Raw genomic sequence first — 15,263 nt, forward strand, 5'->3', positions numbered from 1 at the left:
ATCAGTTATGCCCCAGCCTCCCTTTTTCCGAATAAACGGTGGCACAGAAGCAACTCCTTCGGAAATAAGCTGGAATTTACAAAAATTTGAAGAGCAATTTTAGTAAATCCCTTCTTATTTCTCGGAGTTAACCACTTCTGTCCCAACCTCAGAACGTTTTTCATTATCCATTTGCTTTATGGTACTCATCTAAGGCCTTGTTCGACTTATCAACAATTTCTTTGGCCGTTTCTTCTTTCGTTAACTTACCTTCAGCAAATTTTTGCATCGCATCAGCAACAATATCATTGATTTCCCAGTTAACTAAATCAAATGGTTCTTGTGATAATGGATCTGATGTCTTCAATTGTTCAAGAGCCGTCTTAAATTGAGGATTCTCTTCATAGAACTTCTGCATTTCAGGCAATTCTTCAGTTGCCACATTAACAGGAATATAACCAGTTGCTTGTGACCATTCTGCTTGAACTTCTGGAGAGGTTGCATAGGAAATGAAATCCCAGGCTGCAGATAACTTTTTATTATCGTCACGATTGTATAATACTAGTGAGCTACCACCAACACTTGCGCCACTCGTATCTGATTCACTGACTTTTGGTAAAAAGGCTGTTTGGAAAGTAAACTTACCTGTTGTCAATGTTTTGATTGCACCTAATCGAGAAGAAGAAAGGAGAGCCATGGCATTGATTCCCGTAGCAAACTCTTCATTCGCATTGTCTTCAATATGTTTATAACCACCACTATCAATCACTTTTTGCCATTCGGTTAAGAACTTATCTAACGTGCCATCTTCCCCCATAATTAGTTTAGTCATAGGTGCTTTACGTCCACCTTCATTATCACCTACAAAACTCTCTGGGAATTGACTTACGATAAAATTGACTAACTGATAACGCATAATTTGCGTGTTTAAACCATTCACACCATCCATCTTTCCTAATTTTTCTGTGTACTTGGCTAACTCATCAATTGTTTTAGGTGCATGGTCAAAACCAGCTTTTTTCAGTAAATCTTCATTGTAGTATAACAATAAGGTTGAAACATTCATCGGAACGCCGATAATCTTATCCTCATACGTAAAGGCTCGTAAAAGTTGATCGTAGTAAGCCTCTGTTTTCAGCTCTGATTTTTTATCATCAAAAAAGGTCTGCGCCGGAACAATCTGAGGTAAAGTTGAGATCGATGGCAAGTCCATGCCAACAGTCTGAATAATATCTGGTGCATTTTTCGTATCATTTGTTGAAGAAGCAAGCTTTACTTTACTCGCAATTTCGGTATCTTGGAAGACTGTGCTTACCTTAACACCATGCTCTTTTCCGACCGTTTCATTGTAATCCTTAACAATCTTATCTAGTGCCTCGCCATTACTTCCTGACATCGCATGCCAAAAGACAATTTCTGTTCCGGAAAAATCATCCACTAAGGCAAAATCATCCTTTTTGTCTCCACCACTTTTTGCTTTGTTCCCACATCCGACCAATCCTGCCAAGGCAATTGCACACATGAAACCTATTACTAATTTTTTCATTATTTTCTCCCTTCTATCCTTTCACTCCGCCAGCCATCATACCTTTTTTGATATAACGTTGGAAGGTGATAAATACGACAACAGTTGGTATTACAATTAATATTGAGGCCGCCATGAGGGCTTTCATCTGGGAAATTCAACAGAGTAACCGCTACTTGGGCCGTCCGCATTTCATTTTGATTGGTGACTAGTAAAGGCCATAAATACTGGTTCCAGACACCGACAAATGACGAGATAAACGTCGTGATTAAAACCGGTTTTGAAGAGGGTAGTAACACCCGAATAAAGAACTCAAAATTACTACAACCATCCATTTTTGCTGCTTCATAGATTGATTTTGAATAGGCTAAAAAATGTTGTCTCATCACAAAAATGTTTAACGCGGTCACAAAAAATATCACCATCATACCCAAATAGGTGTTGATCAAGCCCATATTGGCAACCGTTCGATAGTTTTAACAATTAATAAATCTGGTGGAATCATCATCGTCCCAATAATCAACAAAAACATCGCTTGTTTTCCTCTAAAGTTATAAAAGGATAAGGCAAATGCTGCTGTACCAGCTGTGACTAACCGAACCGTCGAAGAGCCGACTGTCATGACAAAAGAATTCAGTAAAAACCGAGTGAGCGTCGTTTTTTGAAAAGCCGCAATATAGTTTCCTAAATAAAAACTTCTTGGTAACAAATTGACCTCTCTACTTAAAATCTCATCGGGTTTCATAAACGAAACTGAAAGGGCATACAAAACTGGGATTAAGACAATCACCCCTAAGGCCAATGCAAACAATTGAAACCCAACACTTCTTGTTTTTTTCATCCGTAATGAACTCCTCTCTTCTCGTAAATAAAGCTCAGACCTGCAAATAGAAATGTAATTACAAAACCAACTACTGAAGCGGCATAACCAATATTATAATTTTGATTTAAAATAGCATTTTTATAGATAAAGGAGACAATTGTTTCAGTCGCTCCATCTGGCCCACCTTGCGTTAAAATGAGTGTTAGACCACTCGTAATCATTGTCTTAGCAATAGAAGAAACCAATAAAAATAGAATCGTTGGTGAGATGTATGGAAGAATAATCTTGTAGAGTCTTGTAAACCCAACCGCTCCATCTATCTCAGCACTCTCCAAGATTTCATCGGGAATCCCTCTTACAGCCGTCAGCATGAATAAGAAATTAAACCCGATATTCAACCATGTTTCAATAAAAATCAATGAAGGTAAAGAAGTTGTCACATCCTTAAGCCAATTAATATCTACACCAAAAATTTTATTAACCATCCCCAATGTTGGATTCAACATTAACTGAAAAATCATCGCGACCGCTGCTAAAGACATCGCCATTGGTAAGGAGTACATTGCTTCATAAATAGGAGACGTCTTTCTTTTTTCTCGTGCAACCAAGGCCAAGATAAGTCCGATAATTAATGACGCTGGAATGGTGATTGCTGAAAACAGAACCGTATTCCCGATTGCTTGTAAAAACTTGGGATTCCCTAAAATCGCTTGATAATTCTCTATTCCTATAAACGCACGGCGATTTCCGAAAGAATCCACGATATGCAAACTATCAAAAATATTTGTAACAAAGGGATAGTACGTAAATAAACCAATCGCAACAAGTGAGGGCAGTAGATAAAACCAGGGTTCGATTTTACCTAAAAAGTTCTTTTTACTTACTCGTTTTAGTTTCTTAGCTGTTGTTTCAGTCATACCGGACCTTCCTTTCACAGGTTATTAACTAGGAATCTTAGACAACTTAATGAACAAGTCATTCATCAAATTATCTCGTTCAATACGATAAACATACTTGATAAAGTGACGTCTAGGATCAAAGCTATAATAATCATTGTATTGCATGATTGGGCTTTTAATTAGTGTGTCTAACATAAATTCTCCATCTAGTAACCAAGCAATGGGAACGACATCCCAGATAGCTCTTGACCAAACGCTTCCGCCATAACAAATTCGCGCCTCCTCTGCTGTTTTCTCAATCATGTAATCACAGAATTTATTTTTTCCTTTTAACCAATACTCCAGTTCAGGCCCTGTTGTTGTAAATGCAGATATCACATTCTTTCCTGGAAATTGAACTAAGGGCACACCAGAATCTAATAGAACGCGTGCTGCTGCAACATCTTGGCCTGAATTAAACGATTTGTTATCGTGCCAGTCATAGCTCAACCCACCTAACCACAAAATAACAATTCGGTCGATAATCGTTGGATCTAACAAGATTGCAGAAGCCAAATTCGTAGCTGCTGCAATTCCGATTACATACAAAGGATTTTCTTCAGAATAATTCTTCGAACGATTAATCAAGTCTCTAACGGCAGCTGACTCTTCAGGCGTTTGTTCATCCTTCAAAAACTGCGTAGAGCCTTTAAAAGTTACTTCATGATAGCGTGTTTCATTCATTAATTTATAGCAATTAAATAATTCTTGATAACTTCTTTGCATCCCATCTTCTGGACTTTCAGAATGGTGATTAAAAAATGGTGCTGCATAAACTGCTTGTAAGTTCAACTTTTCTTCAGACTGAATTAAGTACGCTAGCGCAAACTGATCATCAATCTCATTATATGTATCCGTATCAAGAACTACGTCTACTTTTCCTTTTGGTTTTTCTAGTCGCTTAATGATTTTGGCATTATCCATTATAACGGCCTCCTAAATTGTTTTTTTACAACTTTACAATTTGATTATACAATATAAACCAATTATTGCAAGCGTTTTTATGTAATTTTACAATTTATTCTCCAGGAATATCTACAAAGTTGTAAACAAACAAGTTTTATTGATGCAAAAAAGAAGAAAACGCATAAAAGAATCCAAGCTATCTTCTTTGTTGTGTTTCCTTCTCGGTAAAAAGCCATTTTTCTAACGCTTCATTTTGGGTAAAACAACTTTAAATAGTCATCAAAATTTCTTTGATTAACCGTTTAAAATCAGTTTTCACACGCTCCGTGGTTTCAATCACCTCTTCGTGATTAAGCGTTTCTTGCATACCCGCTGCAAGGTTCGTGATACATGAAATGCCCAACACTCTTAAGCCACTGTGGACGGCCACAATTACTTCAGGAACTGTTGACATACCTACTGCATCTGCGCCAATGCTTCGAGCAAAACGAATCTCGGCTGGCGTCTCATAGGTCGGACCTGAGAAGCCCATATAAGTTCCTGTCTTCAATGGAATAGCCAATGTTTCCGCTACTTGTACCACAGTCTTTTGATACGCGTTGTCAAAGGCCTGACTCATATCAGGAAAACGCGGGCCCATTTCATCCACATTCATACCAATTAAAGGATTGGTTCCCATATGATTGATTTGGTCGGTAATCAGCATCAAATCTCCTGGTTCAAAGGTTTTGTTGACCCCTCCACTTGCATTCGTGACAAGCAGAGAATGTGCCTTCAACTTAGCCATCACTCGTACTGGATACACTACAGTCTCCATAGAATACCCCTCATAGAAATGAAAACGTCCTTGCATAGCCAAAACTTTTTTCCCAGACAAGGTGCCATACACTAACTGTCCCGCATGGCCTTGGACTGTCGAAACTGGGAAATGGGGAATTTTATCGTAAGGAATCTTTACAGCGTCTTGTATCTCATCTGCCAATTCACCTAAACCCGATCCTAAGATCAATGCAAAATCAATTTCTTTGACCCCATGATTCTTGATATACAAGACGGTTTCTTCTAAGTTTTCCATTAATGTCATATGTCCGTTCTCCTTCTCTGTTCATTATTTATGTAATCTATTCTTTATTCCGTTGTTTCAAAGCTTTTTTGTTCTCACTAAACGACTACACGAAAAAACGTCCATCGTTTACTCCCCATCTTCTCTATAGATTTTTCTAACCAAATTACTGTAGATGACATCCATCATAAAAGCCATCAGTAACCCATAAGCATACATTCCACAAGCAATACACAGACCAACAAAAACTGACCGGTCGCCTAACAACCCTTGTCCAATAAATGGTACTGGACGTCCCCACAGCAGAACCGTCACTGTTAAGCCAGTGAAGGTTGCAGGTAGGCGTCCAGGTAACTTTTTATCAAACAAAATTAACGCCCCAACACTTAACAGAAAAATTAATAGGCCGCCATCAATAAAGTTGATAGTAAAATAAGACAATGAATCAGAGAAGTAAAACCAAAGCAAATTAGAGAGCTGCCCCCAAAAAAGACCGACAGTAAATGAAGCCAATAATTCAAGACAAGCTCGTTTTTGCATCGCAACATTTCCTATAAAATAAAATTGTAATGCTAGGAAGCTAATCCAAATAAACTGACCAATAGCTAGCTTGCCAATCAACAAAGTGCCTATTAAGTTTACTGAAGCGATTACAATACAAAGTAACAAATTATTTTTCATTAAGTCCTCCTCGGTTTTTTCCCACAGCTCATCTTTTCACTTTTTTTAATTTATGAGTTAAATTGTTGTCTTTCATACTCAGTTGGCATTCCGCCTTGTGCACCCTTTTTGGTGACTGAAATAGCTGCTGCTTTATTCGCCAGCTGAATCGCTTCAGCAATTGATTTTCCGCGAACGATTTCTAATGCAAACGCACCATTAAACGTGTCTCCTGCACCCGTTGTATCCACAGCTTTGACCTTATACGCTGGAATACAGCGAATCGTTTGTCCATCATGAAAGATAACGCCCTTTGAGCCTAACGTCACGACTAACTGATTGGGATATTTTCCGACCGCTTCTGCGAGTGTCCATTGCGGAAAAATCTGTCCGCATTCATGCTCATTAGGCGTTAAAAAGGTTAGCTCATTCATCAAATCTCCTGCAGCTACGTCAGCCGGAGCTGGGTTATACAGAATTGGAACCCCCTCTTCTTGACATCGTTTTACTATAAAACGGATAGTCTCACTAGGAATCTCATTTTGTAAAATGACCATGCTATAACTAGAAAACGGCCTCGTCAATTGTACTTCCACAAATTCTGGTGTCACTGTATCGTTGGCTCCGGGCACAATCACGATACGATTGTCATGATTAATTAAAAAGATGTGGGCTGTTCCCGTTAAAGCCGATGAACTCCTACCAACCATCTCTGTTCCTACTCGATTTTTCCTCAAATTTTCTATAACCATTTCCCCATAAGTATCCGAGCCGACACAGCCAAGTATGTCAACCGCACCCCCTAAACGGGCAATTGACACAGCTTGGTTAGCTCCTTTTCCTCCACAAAACAGTTCAAGAAATTCGGCTTTCATCGTTTCCCCTTGTTCTGGCATTCGTTGGGTCTCAATCGTTAAATCAACGGACATTGAGCCAACCACAAGAATTTTTTTCATATGCTTTTCTCCTGTGCATCTAGTCTGTCTAATGCATCTGTCAACAGCTTCACAAATTTCTCTCGCTCAACTTCTTGTAAAACAAGAGTCTTCTTCGGTAATGTAAACGCACGTCTAAAGTCGCCATAAGTCACCCCTCTGGCAGGGGAATCATCTGTAATAACATGGATGTCACAAAGTACACCCGTAAAGATTTCAGGCATTAACAAATACGCAATTGTACATAAATCGTGAAGCGGAGAATCAATAAACCCAAATTGACGGCCAGAAGTATTATAAAAAGACAACAGTTCATAAGCCAATTGATTGACCCGCCCTCGACCTTGTAGCTGATCAATTTCAGCTACGGTAATGACTGCTTTTTCTGTTACATCTAACCCTGCCATAACAATCGGCAACCCACTTTGAAACACAATCTCCGCAGCTTCCGGATCGACATAAATATTAAATTCAGCTAACGGTGTTTGGTTTCCGTGGCTAATTCCCCCACCCATCAAGACAATCTTTTCTATCAAAGGAAAAACATCTGGGTAGCTTTTAAGAAGTAACGCAATATTCGTCAACGGACCTAACGCCGCAATCGCGACTTTTCCCTCAGCTTGCATTATTTTTTGATGAAGAAACTCTATCCCATTCATCTGGCTGACGGGATAGTCTGCTCCTTCAAAATAAGGTCCTTCCATACCACTTTCACCATGTGCTTCAGGTGCCGTCGCCAAAGACTTTACTAACGGCCCTTCTTGTCCTTGCGCTAATGGGATTTCAGCACGTAGAAAATGTAGCATGTTCTGTGCATTTTTTGTCACCTTAGCTAATGTCTGATTGCCACCAATCGTCGTCACACCTAAGACATTTAGTTTTTCAGCATTCGCCAAAGCCACTATAATAGCGAGTGCATCATCATGGCCTGGATCACAATCAATCAGAATGTCCTTCATGTCCAAGTACCTCCTTACCAAGTTCTTCCATCGTCAAAACATTTTGGAAGCCCAGTGCTTTAGCTAACTGACAGATATATGGCTGTTTTAACCCACTCAAAGTTAACAAACCCTCATCCCAGAATATTTTTCTAGGGGTTCCTTCTTTACGCAATCGTTTATCGGCGAAAACTAAAACTCGTTGAAATTCTTTTGCGACAAATTCCATATCATGAGTAATTGTTATTACTGCTTTGTTCTTATTAGATAATTCTTTAATGATTCTACCCAGCAGCTCTGTTGATTCTCTATCTTGTCCTGCAGTTGGTTCATCCAAAATAATCACTTCTGGATCCATCGCTATAATTGCAGCAATCGTAATAAACTTTCTTTTAGAATACGATAGATTATACGGATGCTCATGCAAAACATCTGTCAGTCCACAGATTTCAGCAGCTTCTTTTACTTTGGCTTGAATCTCCGCAGAAGTTAGTTTTTGACTCTTAGGGCCAAAAGCAATTTCCTTTTCAATCGTCTCTTGAAAAATTTGGTCATCCGGGTTTTGAAACACATACCCTACATGCTTTGACATTTGTGCCGTAGTGAGACCCTTCGTTGATTGACCATCAATCAAAACTTCCCCTTTTGTTGGGCGTAACAAACCATTCATCAGTTTGACGGTGGTTGTTTTACCAGCCCCATTTTGACCGACAATTGCAACAGCTTCACCTAATTGAAACTCCGTTGAGACTTCTTGGGTTGCTTCAAAACCATTTGGATAACTATAGCTAACTTGATTTAATTTTAAGAAACTCATTTTGAAGTGACCTCCCTTAGTTTGGCAATTGCTTCTGCCATCGTAATCGGAATTTGCTTATCAAACTTAAGCTGTTCCATAAAGAACAAAGCAACTTATGGCAAAGACCCGCCATGCGCTAAAATCGTTCTGTCGTTTAACAGCTGATGCGTTTCGCCGCATTTCACCACACGACCATCCTCTAGTAAAATAACAACATCACAATATTCCGCCAATAAATCCACTTTATGCTCCACTACGATAATCGTCTTCCCTTGCTCCTTTAACATCGCAATAATTTGAAAGACTTCCTCCGTGCTTTGAGGATCAAGCTGGGAAGTCGGCTCATCCAAAATAATCACCTCTGGATCTAAAGCTACGACAGAAGCCAGTGCGACACGCTGTTTTTGACCACCAGATAACTCATAAGGATTTTTTTCTTTTAGTGCTTCTAGCGCAAACAGCTTCAACAATTCTTGGACTTTAACTTTCATAATCTCGGGTTCTATCCCGATATTTTCCATTCCATAAGCAATCTCTTCTTCTACTGTATCCTTGACCCCAGAAATTTGGGTAAAGGGATTTTGAGAAGAATAACCAATCTCAGCAGCTAACGCACCCACATTGTATGTTTGAACAGGCTTGTCTTTATACATGACTTCCCTTGCTAACTCACCAAAAAATAAACTGGGAATAAATCCCCGAATAATATTACAAAGCGTCGTTTTCCCCGCTTGGTTATTGCCAATAAGTCCATATACCTTCCCTTTTTCAAGAGACAGAGATACTTCTTTAATGACTGGTTCATTATCTAATGGATAGTTATATGTCACTTTTTTTAATTCGATTAAACTCATAATGGCCCTCCCACAAAATACACAATCAACACAGCTAAACAAAGTAGGTCAATCAAATAATCGGCAGCTGTCTTTTTAAGTGAATAGTACGTTGTTTTTTTCATTGGTGCTGAAAACCCTCTTGCCTCCAAAGTTAGCACTCGTTCATCCGTTTGTTGAATGGACGTTAAAACCAGTGGCCCCATCATTGGCACAAAGGCTTTCATACGAACAAAGACCGATCCTTGAGTTTCAATGCCTCTTGCTCTTTGTGCATCGGTTATCGTTTGCGATAATTTTGACATCTGTGGAATCAACTGAATAGTTGCCGCTATCACGAATGTAACCTTCTTAGGAATTCGGGCTTTTTCTAAAGCTGATACAATATCTTTCACGCTAGTTACTTGAAAGAACCAGATAATAATTGAGCTAATCGCCACAATTCGAGCAGATAAACCGATACTTGTCTCCATGCCCATTTGAGAGTAGCCAATGAACCACCAAAGTGATTGACTATCCTCATTTTTGACGATGAACACTTGAACTAAGAAAATAAATAAAACAATTACAAAAACTGATTTAAAAAAAGTGTTTAAAAAATTGATTAGTGTTCCAGAAAACAAGCTTAGAACTAAAGCTACTCCGAACAGTACATACTGAACAGTTGGTAAAGTTGAAAACATACTCACAATTATGACTGTTAAAACAATCATTAATTTCGTCGAAGGATGCCATTTTCCAATCATACTATCCATGCTTCAACGCCTCCTTTTTAATATATGGACGTCCATAATTCAACTTGATTAAGAACCTTGGTGGAATTCGTTTAACCACTAAATAGCTAATAAAGAAGTTTAAAATGGTGTTGATTGTGCCTGTCAATATATTGGTAGAAAAGACTGAGTCCCATAGCTGCTGACCTGCTGCCAAAAATGCCGCTGTCACTAAATCCGTCCCAGCTCCTGTAATCCCACCAAACATAAAAACAGTGACTATCGCGGCTGACCCCGCCGAAACAATCGTCAATACAGCACAGGCAATCAAGATACCCAAAATATTCTTAAAAAATTTGAATCTCGAGAAGTAGCCGGCAAATAACCCAATACTCATTGAGACAATCCCATAAGGAATCGCTACTGGATTTAGCATCCCATTAACAACATTCCCTAAAAAGCCTGTTACTAGTCCCACCCAAGGCCCCGCCACCATGGCTACTAAATAGGTGCCAATCTGGTCAATAAAGACCGGGAATTTCAAAATTGTACACAGCTGATACCCGACAACGTTTAAGGAAACACCTACTGGAATGAGCATTAATGCCGGTAAACCAAAGTCATATCTTATTCCTCGTTTCATACCTTTTCCCACTTTCAATTTTTTTCTCACACAATGTAAGAGCTTTCTAAATTTCATCATCAGTATAGTCAGAAATAAAAAAACACGAAAGGTCACATGTCCCCTCGTGATAAAAATCGATAAAATTTATTTTTAAAAATATTGTAGTTGTTCTTTGAGTCGGCGGTATTCCTCTGCGCCGATATATATTTTTCGTTGCTGGCTGATAATCTCATGATTCTCGCGTAACTTCCTTAACGAACGACCTACTGTACGGACACTCATGCCTAACTTGTTGCCAATTTTTTCGCGAATCTCTTGTACTTCAACTAGTTTATCCTCATCCGTCTGCCGCTCCTCATAATATGAAACAAGGAAATAACGCAAGCGATTGACTCCTTCAAACCGATACAATAACCCATCATTTCCTGAACGATCGTATAAATCCTTGGCTAAAAGTCCTGCACTCAATCGTAACAGCTCAATATCTTGCATCACCCATTCATAAACAACTGAAGAGGGAATTCGTACCGCTTCCACTTTAGTCAAACAAGTAATCGTCGCAATTGTCTCTTCCTTTTGTGCCAAAATTTCAAGTAAACCGACACTCCCATTACTTTTTCCTAATTGGAAATAATCATATTCATTTCCATCCGCATAATTCCTAGCACCAACAACAATTCCGCTAAGAATAAAGTAGACATATTCTGGAAAATCGCCACGCATGATAACAGTCTCTTTGGCTTCAAATCGAATGACGGGATATTGTTCAACTCCTCTGTCTTGTATGCTACTATAATTAATCGTACTTTTCTGATTATAATGCTGCCATTTTTCTCTAAGAAGGTTCTTTTCCATCCTTTGACTTACTCCTCTCCTATACGAAGTTTCTATTGGTTAGATGTTTATTTTAGAATTCAATCGGTCAATGCTTTTCAAACATTCTACCATTCAATCTCTCACTCATTATCTTACACAGAAAATTATTTTACAATCTATTTTGTAAAATCACACATCACAGGCTGCTCTCCCTCACGATTCACGACTGATTAAAGTATTTTTCTAATTTTTGTAGGTATTACTGGGATAATTTGAAATTAAAAAAGCCCACCTATTCCTGAGTATTGCTTACTTACTCAAGAAAAATTGTGCGCTGTAAAATATTTAAAAATTTCTCTTCGCAGACCTACTAAAACTATGGTATAGTTACACCGTTGCTTACTCTAATTTAAGTGTAGTATTGTATTTGGTCGTGGTGAATCACCCTCAACTTTTCAACTATAAAATGAAACGTTGGTTTGAAGGGAGGTTTCGCCAATGAATATCAGTGGAATGAGGAAGGTTGAATTATTACTATAATGTTTAAATACATTATAGCAATCCTAACAATAACTAAGTTATTGTTAGAGATTGTTAAAATAATAAAAAGCTCAAAGGAGTAATCCTTTAAGCTACCCAAAAAATCCACTGCCGAAGCAATTTTGTAAGAGGTGTCACCAACACCTTTTACCTACACTTAAATTATAGCAAGTTTTTTTTATGAAGTCAAAATAAATACTGTACTTAAAAACAAAAAACATGGTGTAAACCTTGCCTTAGCAAAGTTTACACCATGTCCATTATAGCTTCCTTCATTCAGATTTTTAATACTTCCATGCATCTTTTAGCATAGATTCTTTTTCTTCATATGCTTTTTTTATTGTTTCTTTCCCAGAAACTTCTGCGACACCGACATGCCACCAGCTATCATAACCGTCTGACATGGTTTTTGGTAAAACCTTGATGTCAAAAAGGACAGGCCCCGTCTCTTTTTTCGAGTCATTTAGTGCTTGAACGAGCTCTTCTTGATTTCTCACTCGATAAGCCTTTAAACCATACCCTTCTGCAATTTTTGCATAATCAATCGACATGATTTCATTATCACTTGTTCGAAACTCACACATATAACTACCACTGCCGTTACTCATCTGTAAATTATTAATACAACCGAAACCAGAATTATCAAACAACATAATATTTATTTTTTGTTTGTATTGAAGTGCCGTCACCAGCTCAGAGTGAAGCATTAGAAAACTACCATCACCAACCATCGCATATACTTCTTGTTCAGGTTGAGCCAGTTTTACACCCAAAGCCCCCGCAATTTCATAGCCCATACATGAGTAACCATATTCCAAGTGATACGTATTTGGTTCAGACGATTCCCACAGACGTTGCATGTCGCCTGGTAAAGAACCTGCAGAAGCCACGGCGATACTATCTGAAGCCGTTTCGTTATTAATCGTCAGAAACGCAGCAGTCTGAGTGAATTGAGAATTGAGCGCTTGTGCATATTCGTTCATGACTTCTTGTGTAAAATGACCAGAAATCTCAGGAGTAAACGCCTCAGAATCAAATGTAATCGACGCTAAACGTTCTCTTTCCTTTTTCCAATTCTCTTTCACTTCATGAATCAGTGTACCAAATTGTGTTTGATAATTACCCAATAGCAAAGAAATTTTCTCCAACGTCACTCGCGCATCGCCCACTACTTGAAACCCGTCAAATTTATAGGTCTGCATTCTACTGACATTAATCGTTAAGAAGTTCGTTTTCCCAAACGAATAGGCCGTTTTTGAGGACGTTACAAAGTCATTGTATTTTGTTCCAATCCCGATAATTAAATCAGATTTACGAACAATTTCATTGGCTGCAGCAGTCCCTAATACACCAGTGCCACCCAAATTATTTTTAAACGTGTCGGCAACGGTTGATTTGCCCGCGTGCGTTTCAACAATCGGTATGTTGCACCTCTCAGACAAATGCTCTAAAATACTGCCCGCACCTGAGTAACGTGCCCCACCACCAACCACTAATACTGGATATTTGGCGGCTTTAATTTGCTCAATCGCACCTGTTATCTCTCGAGAAGTAGGCTCTGTTCGGTTCATATAATGGACGCGCTTTTCAAAAAATGAACAATCATACTCATAAGCTTCACCTTCTGTATCTTGTGCAATACAAATCGTTGCTGGCCCTGCTGTTGCAGGATTGGTCATCACTTCGAACGCTCGAATTAACGCGGACATTAATTGTTCCGGACGCTGAACTCTATCCCAATATCTTGAAACAGGTCTGAAGGCATCATTAGTCGTCAAAGCAATACTTGACTCGACTTCCAATTGCTGTAAGACTGGATCAGGTTGTCGACTGGCAAACGTGTCTGCCGGTAGTAGGAGCAAAGGAATATTATTTGCGAAGGCCGTTGCAGCCGCGGTCACCATATTGGCAGAGCCCGGGCCTGCAGAAGCTGTCACTGCATAAATTTTCCTGCGCAATGATTGTTTGCTGTAGGCAATGGCAGCGTGAGACATCCCTTGCTCATTTTTCCCTTGAAAGACCTTCAAATGTCCCGGATTTTCTTCTAATGCTTGACCGATGCCCAAAACATTTCCGTGACCAAATACTGTAAAAATCCCTTCTACAAAAGGAAATTCTTCTCCATCAATATGAATATATTGCTGATTCAGAAACTTAATCAGCGCTTGAGCCGTTGTTAATCGGATTTTCTTAGTCATCTTGTTCCCTCACTCTCTTTGAGCTAAGATTAACTCTTCAATTTTCGCAACAGTTGGCATCGCTTCTGAGGAACTATGCTGGCTGACAACAATCGCTGCGGCAGCACTCGCATATTTTAAAGCCATTTCGATTCCTTTTTCAGAAACTAACGCATATAAAAACGCTGCGGCATAAGAATCTCCTGCACCAAAAGTTTTCAGAACCTTAGACTTATAAGCTGTTGCCTTATACACTTCATTTTCTTTGGTATACGCGTATGAACCTTCTACGCCGTGCTTAATCAAAATCAATTTTGGCTCAAATTGGAATAGCTGCTCCACCGTCTGCGTATTCTCTCCTTGAACGACATTCTCCATGACATTAAATTCATCTCTTGTACCAATCACTATATCAGACTGTTTGGCTACTAAAGAATAATAAATGGATGTTTCCTCTTCGTTTTTCCATGTATATGGCCGATAGTCTAATTCAAATACAACCGTAACACCCTGTTTTTTGGCTAGTGAGACAGCTTTCAAAACAGCTTCTCTTGAAGGGCTTTGCGCCAATGCCGTTCCTGAAACAACAAGCATATTTGTAGATGCAATGTACGCTTCGCTAACTTCTTGAGGTTCTAAATAAAGATCGGCCACTTCGTCTCTGTACATTAAAATGCTACATTCTTCTGGGCTCTTAATTTCTGTAAAGGCTAGCCCTACCTTATGACCGTCTTGATCTCTAACCATTTCTGAAGTATCAACTCCAACGCTCCTCATATAATCAACAATAAAATTCCCATGTTGATCATTAGGGACTTTTCCAATGAAGCCCGTTTTTAATCCCAGTTTTGCTGCACCAATTGCAATATTCGCTGGGGAACCACCCACATATTTGCTAAAGGTCATCGTTTCTTCCATAGGGCGATTATACTCCACCGCATTCAAATCTATACACGCTCTGCCAATAGCAATCAGGTCAAATTTTTTATTCAT

General features: G+C 39.0%; 16 protein-coding genes. All 16 read right to left on the bottom strand.

The window, feature by feature from the left end:
* Positions 1 to 163: 163 nt before the first annotated feature.
* Positions 164 to 1,525 carry an extracellular solute-binding protein gene (locus tag IGI37_RS14875; protein ID WP_438762847.1) on the bottom strand — a complete coding sequence of 454 codons (1,362 nt, stop codon included), beginning with the start codon at positions 1,523 to 1,525 and terminating at the stop codon, positions 164 to 166.
* Positions 1,525 to 1,959 (bottom strand): carbohydrate ABC transporter permease, encoded by a 435-nt coding sequence (locus IGI37_RS14880; protein ID WP_438762848.1) that lies wholly within the window; start codon positions 1,957 to 1,959, stop codon positions 1,525 to 1,527. Before IGI37_RS14880 ends, IGI37_RS14875 begins: the two co-directional genes overlap by 1 nt.
* On the bottom strand, positions 1,950 to 2,345 hold the full coding sequence (locus tag IGI37_RS14885; protein WP_438762849.1) for a hypothetical protein: 396 nt from the start codon (positions 2,343 to 2,345) through the stop codon (positions 1,950 to 1,952). The genes IGI37_RS14880 and IGI37_RS14885 overlap by 10 nt, the downstream gene beginning before the upstream one ends.
* The gene (locus IGI37_RS14890) at positions 2,342 to 3,244 is read right to left on the bottom strand and encodes a carbohydrate ABC transporter permease (protein ID WP_438762850.1); all 903 of its coding nucleotides are present in this window, start codon (positions 3,242 to 3,244) and stop codon (positions 2,342 to 2,344) included. The genes IGI37_RS14885 and IGI37_RS14890 overlap by 4 nt, the downstream gene beginning before the upstream one ends.
* Before the next feature lie 24 nt (positions 3,245 to 3,268).
* Positions 3,269 to 4,189, bottom strand: a complete 921-nt coding sequence (locus IGI37_RS14895; RefSeq protein WP_438762851.1) for a nucleoside hydrolase — start codon at positions 4,187 to 4,189, stop codon at positions 3,269 to 3,271.
* Positions 4,190 to 4,439: 250 nt separating this feature from the next.
* Positions 4,440 to 5,255, bottom strand: a complete 816-nt coding sequence (locus IGI37_RS14900) for a purine-nucleoside phosphorylase (RefSeq protein ID WP_438762852.1) — start codon at positions 5,253 to 5,255, stop codon at positions 4,440 to 4,442.
* Between the two features lie 108 nt (positions 5,256 to 5,363).
* Positions 5,364 to 5,915 carry a hypothetical protein gene (locus tag IGI37_RS14905; protein ID WP_438762853.1) on the bottom strand — a complete coding sequence of 184 codons (552 nt, stop codon included), beginning with the start codon at positions 5,913 to 5,915 and terminating at the stop codon, positions 5,364 to 5,366.
* A 50-nt stretch (positions 5,916 to 5,965) separates the two neighbouring features.
* On the bottom strand, positions 5,966 to 6,850 hold the full coding sequence (gene rbsK / locus IGI37_RS14910) for a ribokinase (RefSeq protein WP_438762854.1): 885 nt from the start codon (positions 6,848 to 6,850) through the stop codon (positions 5,966 to 5,968).
* Positions 6,847 to 7,788 carry a nucleoside hydrolase gene (locus tag IGI37_RS14915; protein ID WP_438762855.1) on the bottom strand — a complete coding sequence of 314 codons (942 nt, stop codon included), beginning with the start codon at positions 7,786 to 7,788 and terminating at the stop codon, positions 6,847 to 6,849. Before IGI37_RS14915 ends, rbsK begins: the two co-directional genes overlap by 4 nt.
* Positions 7,769 to 8,584, bottom strand: coding sequence for an energy-coupling factor ABC transporter ATP-binding protein (locus IGI37_RS14920; protein ID WP_438762856.1), 816 nt, complete (start codon positions 8,582 to 8,584; stop codon positions 7,769 to 7,771). Before IGI37_RS14920 ends, IGI37_RS14915 begins: the two co-directional genes overlap by 20 nt.
* A gap of 95 nt (positions 8,585 to 8,679) precedes the next feature.
* The gene (locus tag IGI37_RS14925; protein ID WP_438762857.1) at positions 8,680 to 9,420 is read right to left on the bottom strand and encodes an energy-coupling factor ABC transporter ATP-binding protein; all 741 of its coding nucleotides are present in this window, start codon (positions 9,418 to 9,420) and stop codon (positions 8,680 to 8,682) included.
* Positions 9,417 to 10,154 (bottom strand): energy-coupling factor transporter transmembrane component T, encoded by a 738-nt coding sequence (locus tag IGI37_RS14930; protein WP_438762858.1) that lies wholly within the window; start codon positions 10,152 to 10,154, stop codon positions 9,417 to 9,419. Before IGI37_RS14930 ends, IGI37_RS14925 begins: the two co-directional genes overlap by 4 nt.
* Entirely contained in the window at positions 10,147 to 10,755 is a 609-nt protein-coding gene (locus tag IGI37_RS14935) for an ECF transporter S component (RefSeq protein ID WP_438762859.1), read from the bottom strand. The genes IGI37_RS14930 and IGI37_RS14935 overlap by 8 nt, the downstream gene beginning before the upstream one ends.
* A gap of 132 nt (positions 10,756 to 10,887) precedes the next feature.
* Positions 10,888 to 11,592, bottom strand: coding sequence for a Crp/Fnr family transcriptional regulator (locus IGI37_RS14940; protein WP_438762860.1), 705 nt, complete (start codon positions 11,590 to 11,592; stop codon positions 10,888 to 10,890).
* Positions 11,593 to 12,377: 785 nt separating this feature from the next.
* On the bottom strand, positions 12,378 to 14,291 hold the full coding sequence (iolD, locus tag IGI37_RS14945; RefSeq protein ID WP_438762861.1) for a 3D-(3,5/4)-trihydroxycyclohexane-1,2-dione acylhydrolase (decyclizing): 1,914 nt from the start codon (positions 14,289 to 14,291) through the stop codon (positions 12,378 to 12,380).
* A 9-nt stretch (positions 14,292 to 14,300) separates the two neighbouring features.
* The gene (iolC, locus tag IGI37_RS14950) at positions 14,301 to 15,263 is read right to left on the bottom strand and encodes a 5-dehydro-2-deoxygluconokinase (RefSeq protein ID WP_438762862.1); all 963 of its coding nucleotides are present in this window, start codon (positions 15,261 to 15,263) and stop codon (positions 14,301 to 14,303) included.

Origin of the sequence: Enterococcus sp. AZ194, from assembly GCF_051713825.1 — a bacterium.
Taxonomy (GTDB): domain Bacteria; phylum Bacillota; class Bacilli; order Lactobacillales; family Enterococcaceae; genus Enterococcus_K.

Excerpts from the sequence above, each read along its gene's own strand:
- IGI37_RS14875 (WP_438762847.1), bottom strand. The coding sequence starts at position 1,525 with ATGAAAAAATTAGTAATAGGTTTCATGTGTGCAATTGCCTTGGCAGGA.
- IGI37_RS14880 (WP_438762848.1), bottom strand. The coding sequence starts at position 1,959 with ATGGGCTTGATCAACACCTATTTGGGTATGATGGTGATATTTTTTGTG.
- IGI37_RS14885 (WP_438762849.1), bottom strand. The coding sequence starts at position 2,345 with ATGAAAAAAACAAGAAGTGTTGGGTTTCAATTGTTTGCATTGGCCTTA.
- IGI37_RS14890 (WP_438762850.1), bottom strand. The coding sequence starts at position 3,244 with ATGACTGAAACAACAGCTAAGAAACTAAAACGAGTAAGTAAAAAGAAC.
- IGI37_RS14895 (WP_438762851.1), bottom strand. The coding sequence starts at position 4,189 with ATGGATAATGCCAAAATCATTAAGCGACTAGAAAAACCAAAAGGAAAA.
- IGI37_RS14900 (WP_438762852.1), bottom strand. The coding sequence starts at position 5,255 with ATGACATTAATGGAAAACTTAGAAGAAACCGTCTTGTATATCAAGAAT.
- IGI37_RS14905 (WP_438762853.1), bottom strand. The coding sequence starts at position 5,915 with ATGAAAAATAATTTGTTACTTTGTATTGTAATCGCTTCAGTAAACTTA.
- rbsK (WP_438762854.1), bottom strand. The coding sequence starts at position 6,850 with ATGAAAAAAATTCTTGTGGTTGGCTCAATGTCCGTTGATTTAACGATT.
- IGI37_RS14915 (WP_438762855.1), bottom strand. The coding sequence starts at position 7,788 with ATGAAGGACATTCTGATTGATTGTGATCCAGGCCATGATGATGCACTC.
- IGI37_RS14920 (WP_438762856.1), bottom strand. The coding sequence starts at position 8,584 with ATGAGTTTCTTAAAATTAAATCAAGTTAGCTATAGTTATCCAAATGGT.
- IGI37_RS14925 (WP_438762857.1), bottom strand. The coding sequence starts at position 9,420 with ATGAGTTTAATCGAATTAAAAAAAGTGACATATAACTATCCATTAGAT.
- IGI37_RS14930 (WP_438762858.1), bottom strand. The coding sequence starts at position 10,154 with ATGGATAGTATGATTGGAAAATGGCATCCTTCGACGAAATTAATGATT.
- IGI37_RS14935 (WP_438762859.1), bottom strand. The coding sequence starts at position 10,755 with ATGAAACGAGGAATAAGATATGACTTTGGTTTACCGGCATTAATGCTC.
- IGI37_RS14940 (WP_438762860.1), bottom strand. The coding sequence starts at position 11,592 with ATGGAAAAGAACCTTCTTAGAGAAAAATGGCAGCATTATAATCAGAAA.
- iolD (WP_438762861.1), bottom strand. The coding sequence starts at position 14,291 with ATGACTAAGAAAATCCGATTAACAACGGCTCAAGCGCTGATTAAGTTT.
- iolC (WP_438762862.1), bottom strand. The coding sequence starts at position 15,263 with ATGAATAAAAAATTTGACCTGATTGCTATTGGCAGAGCGTGTATAGAT.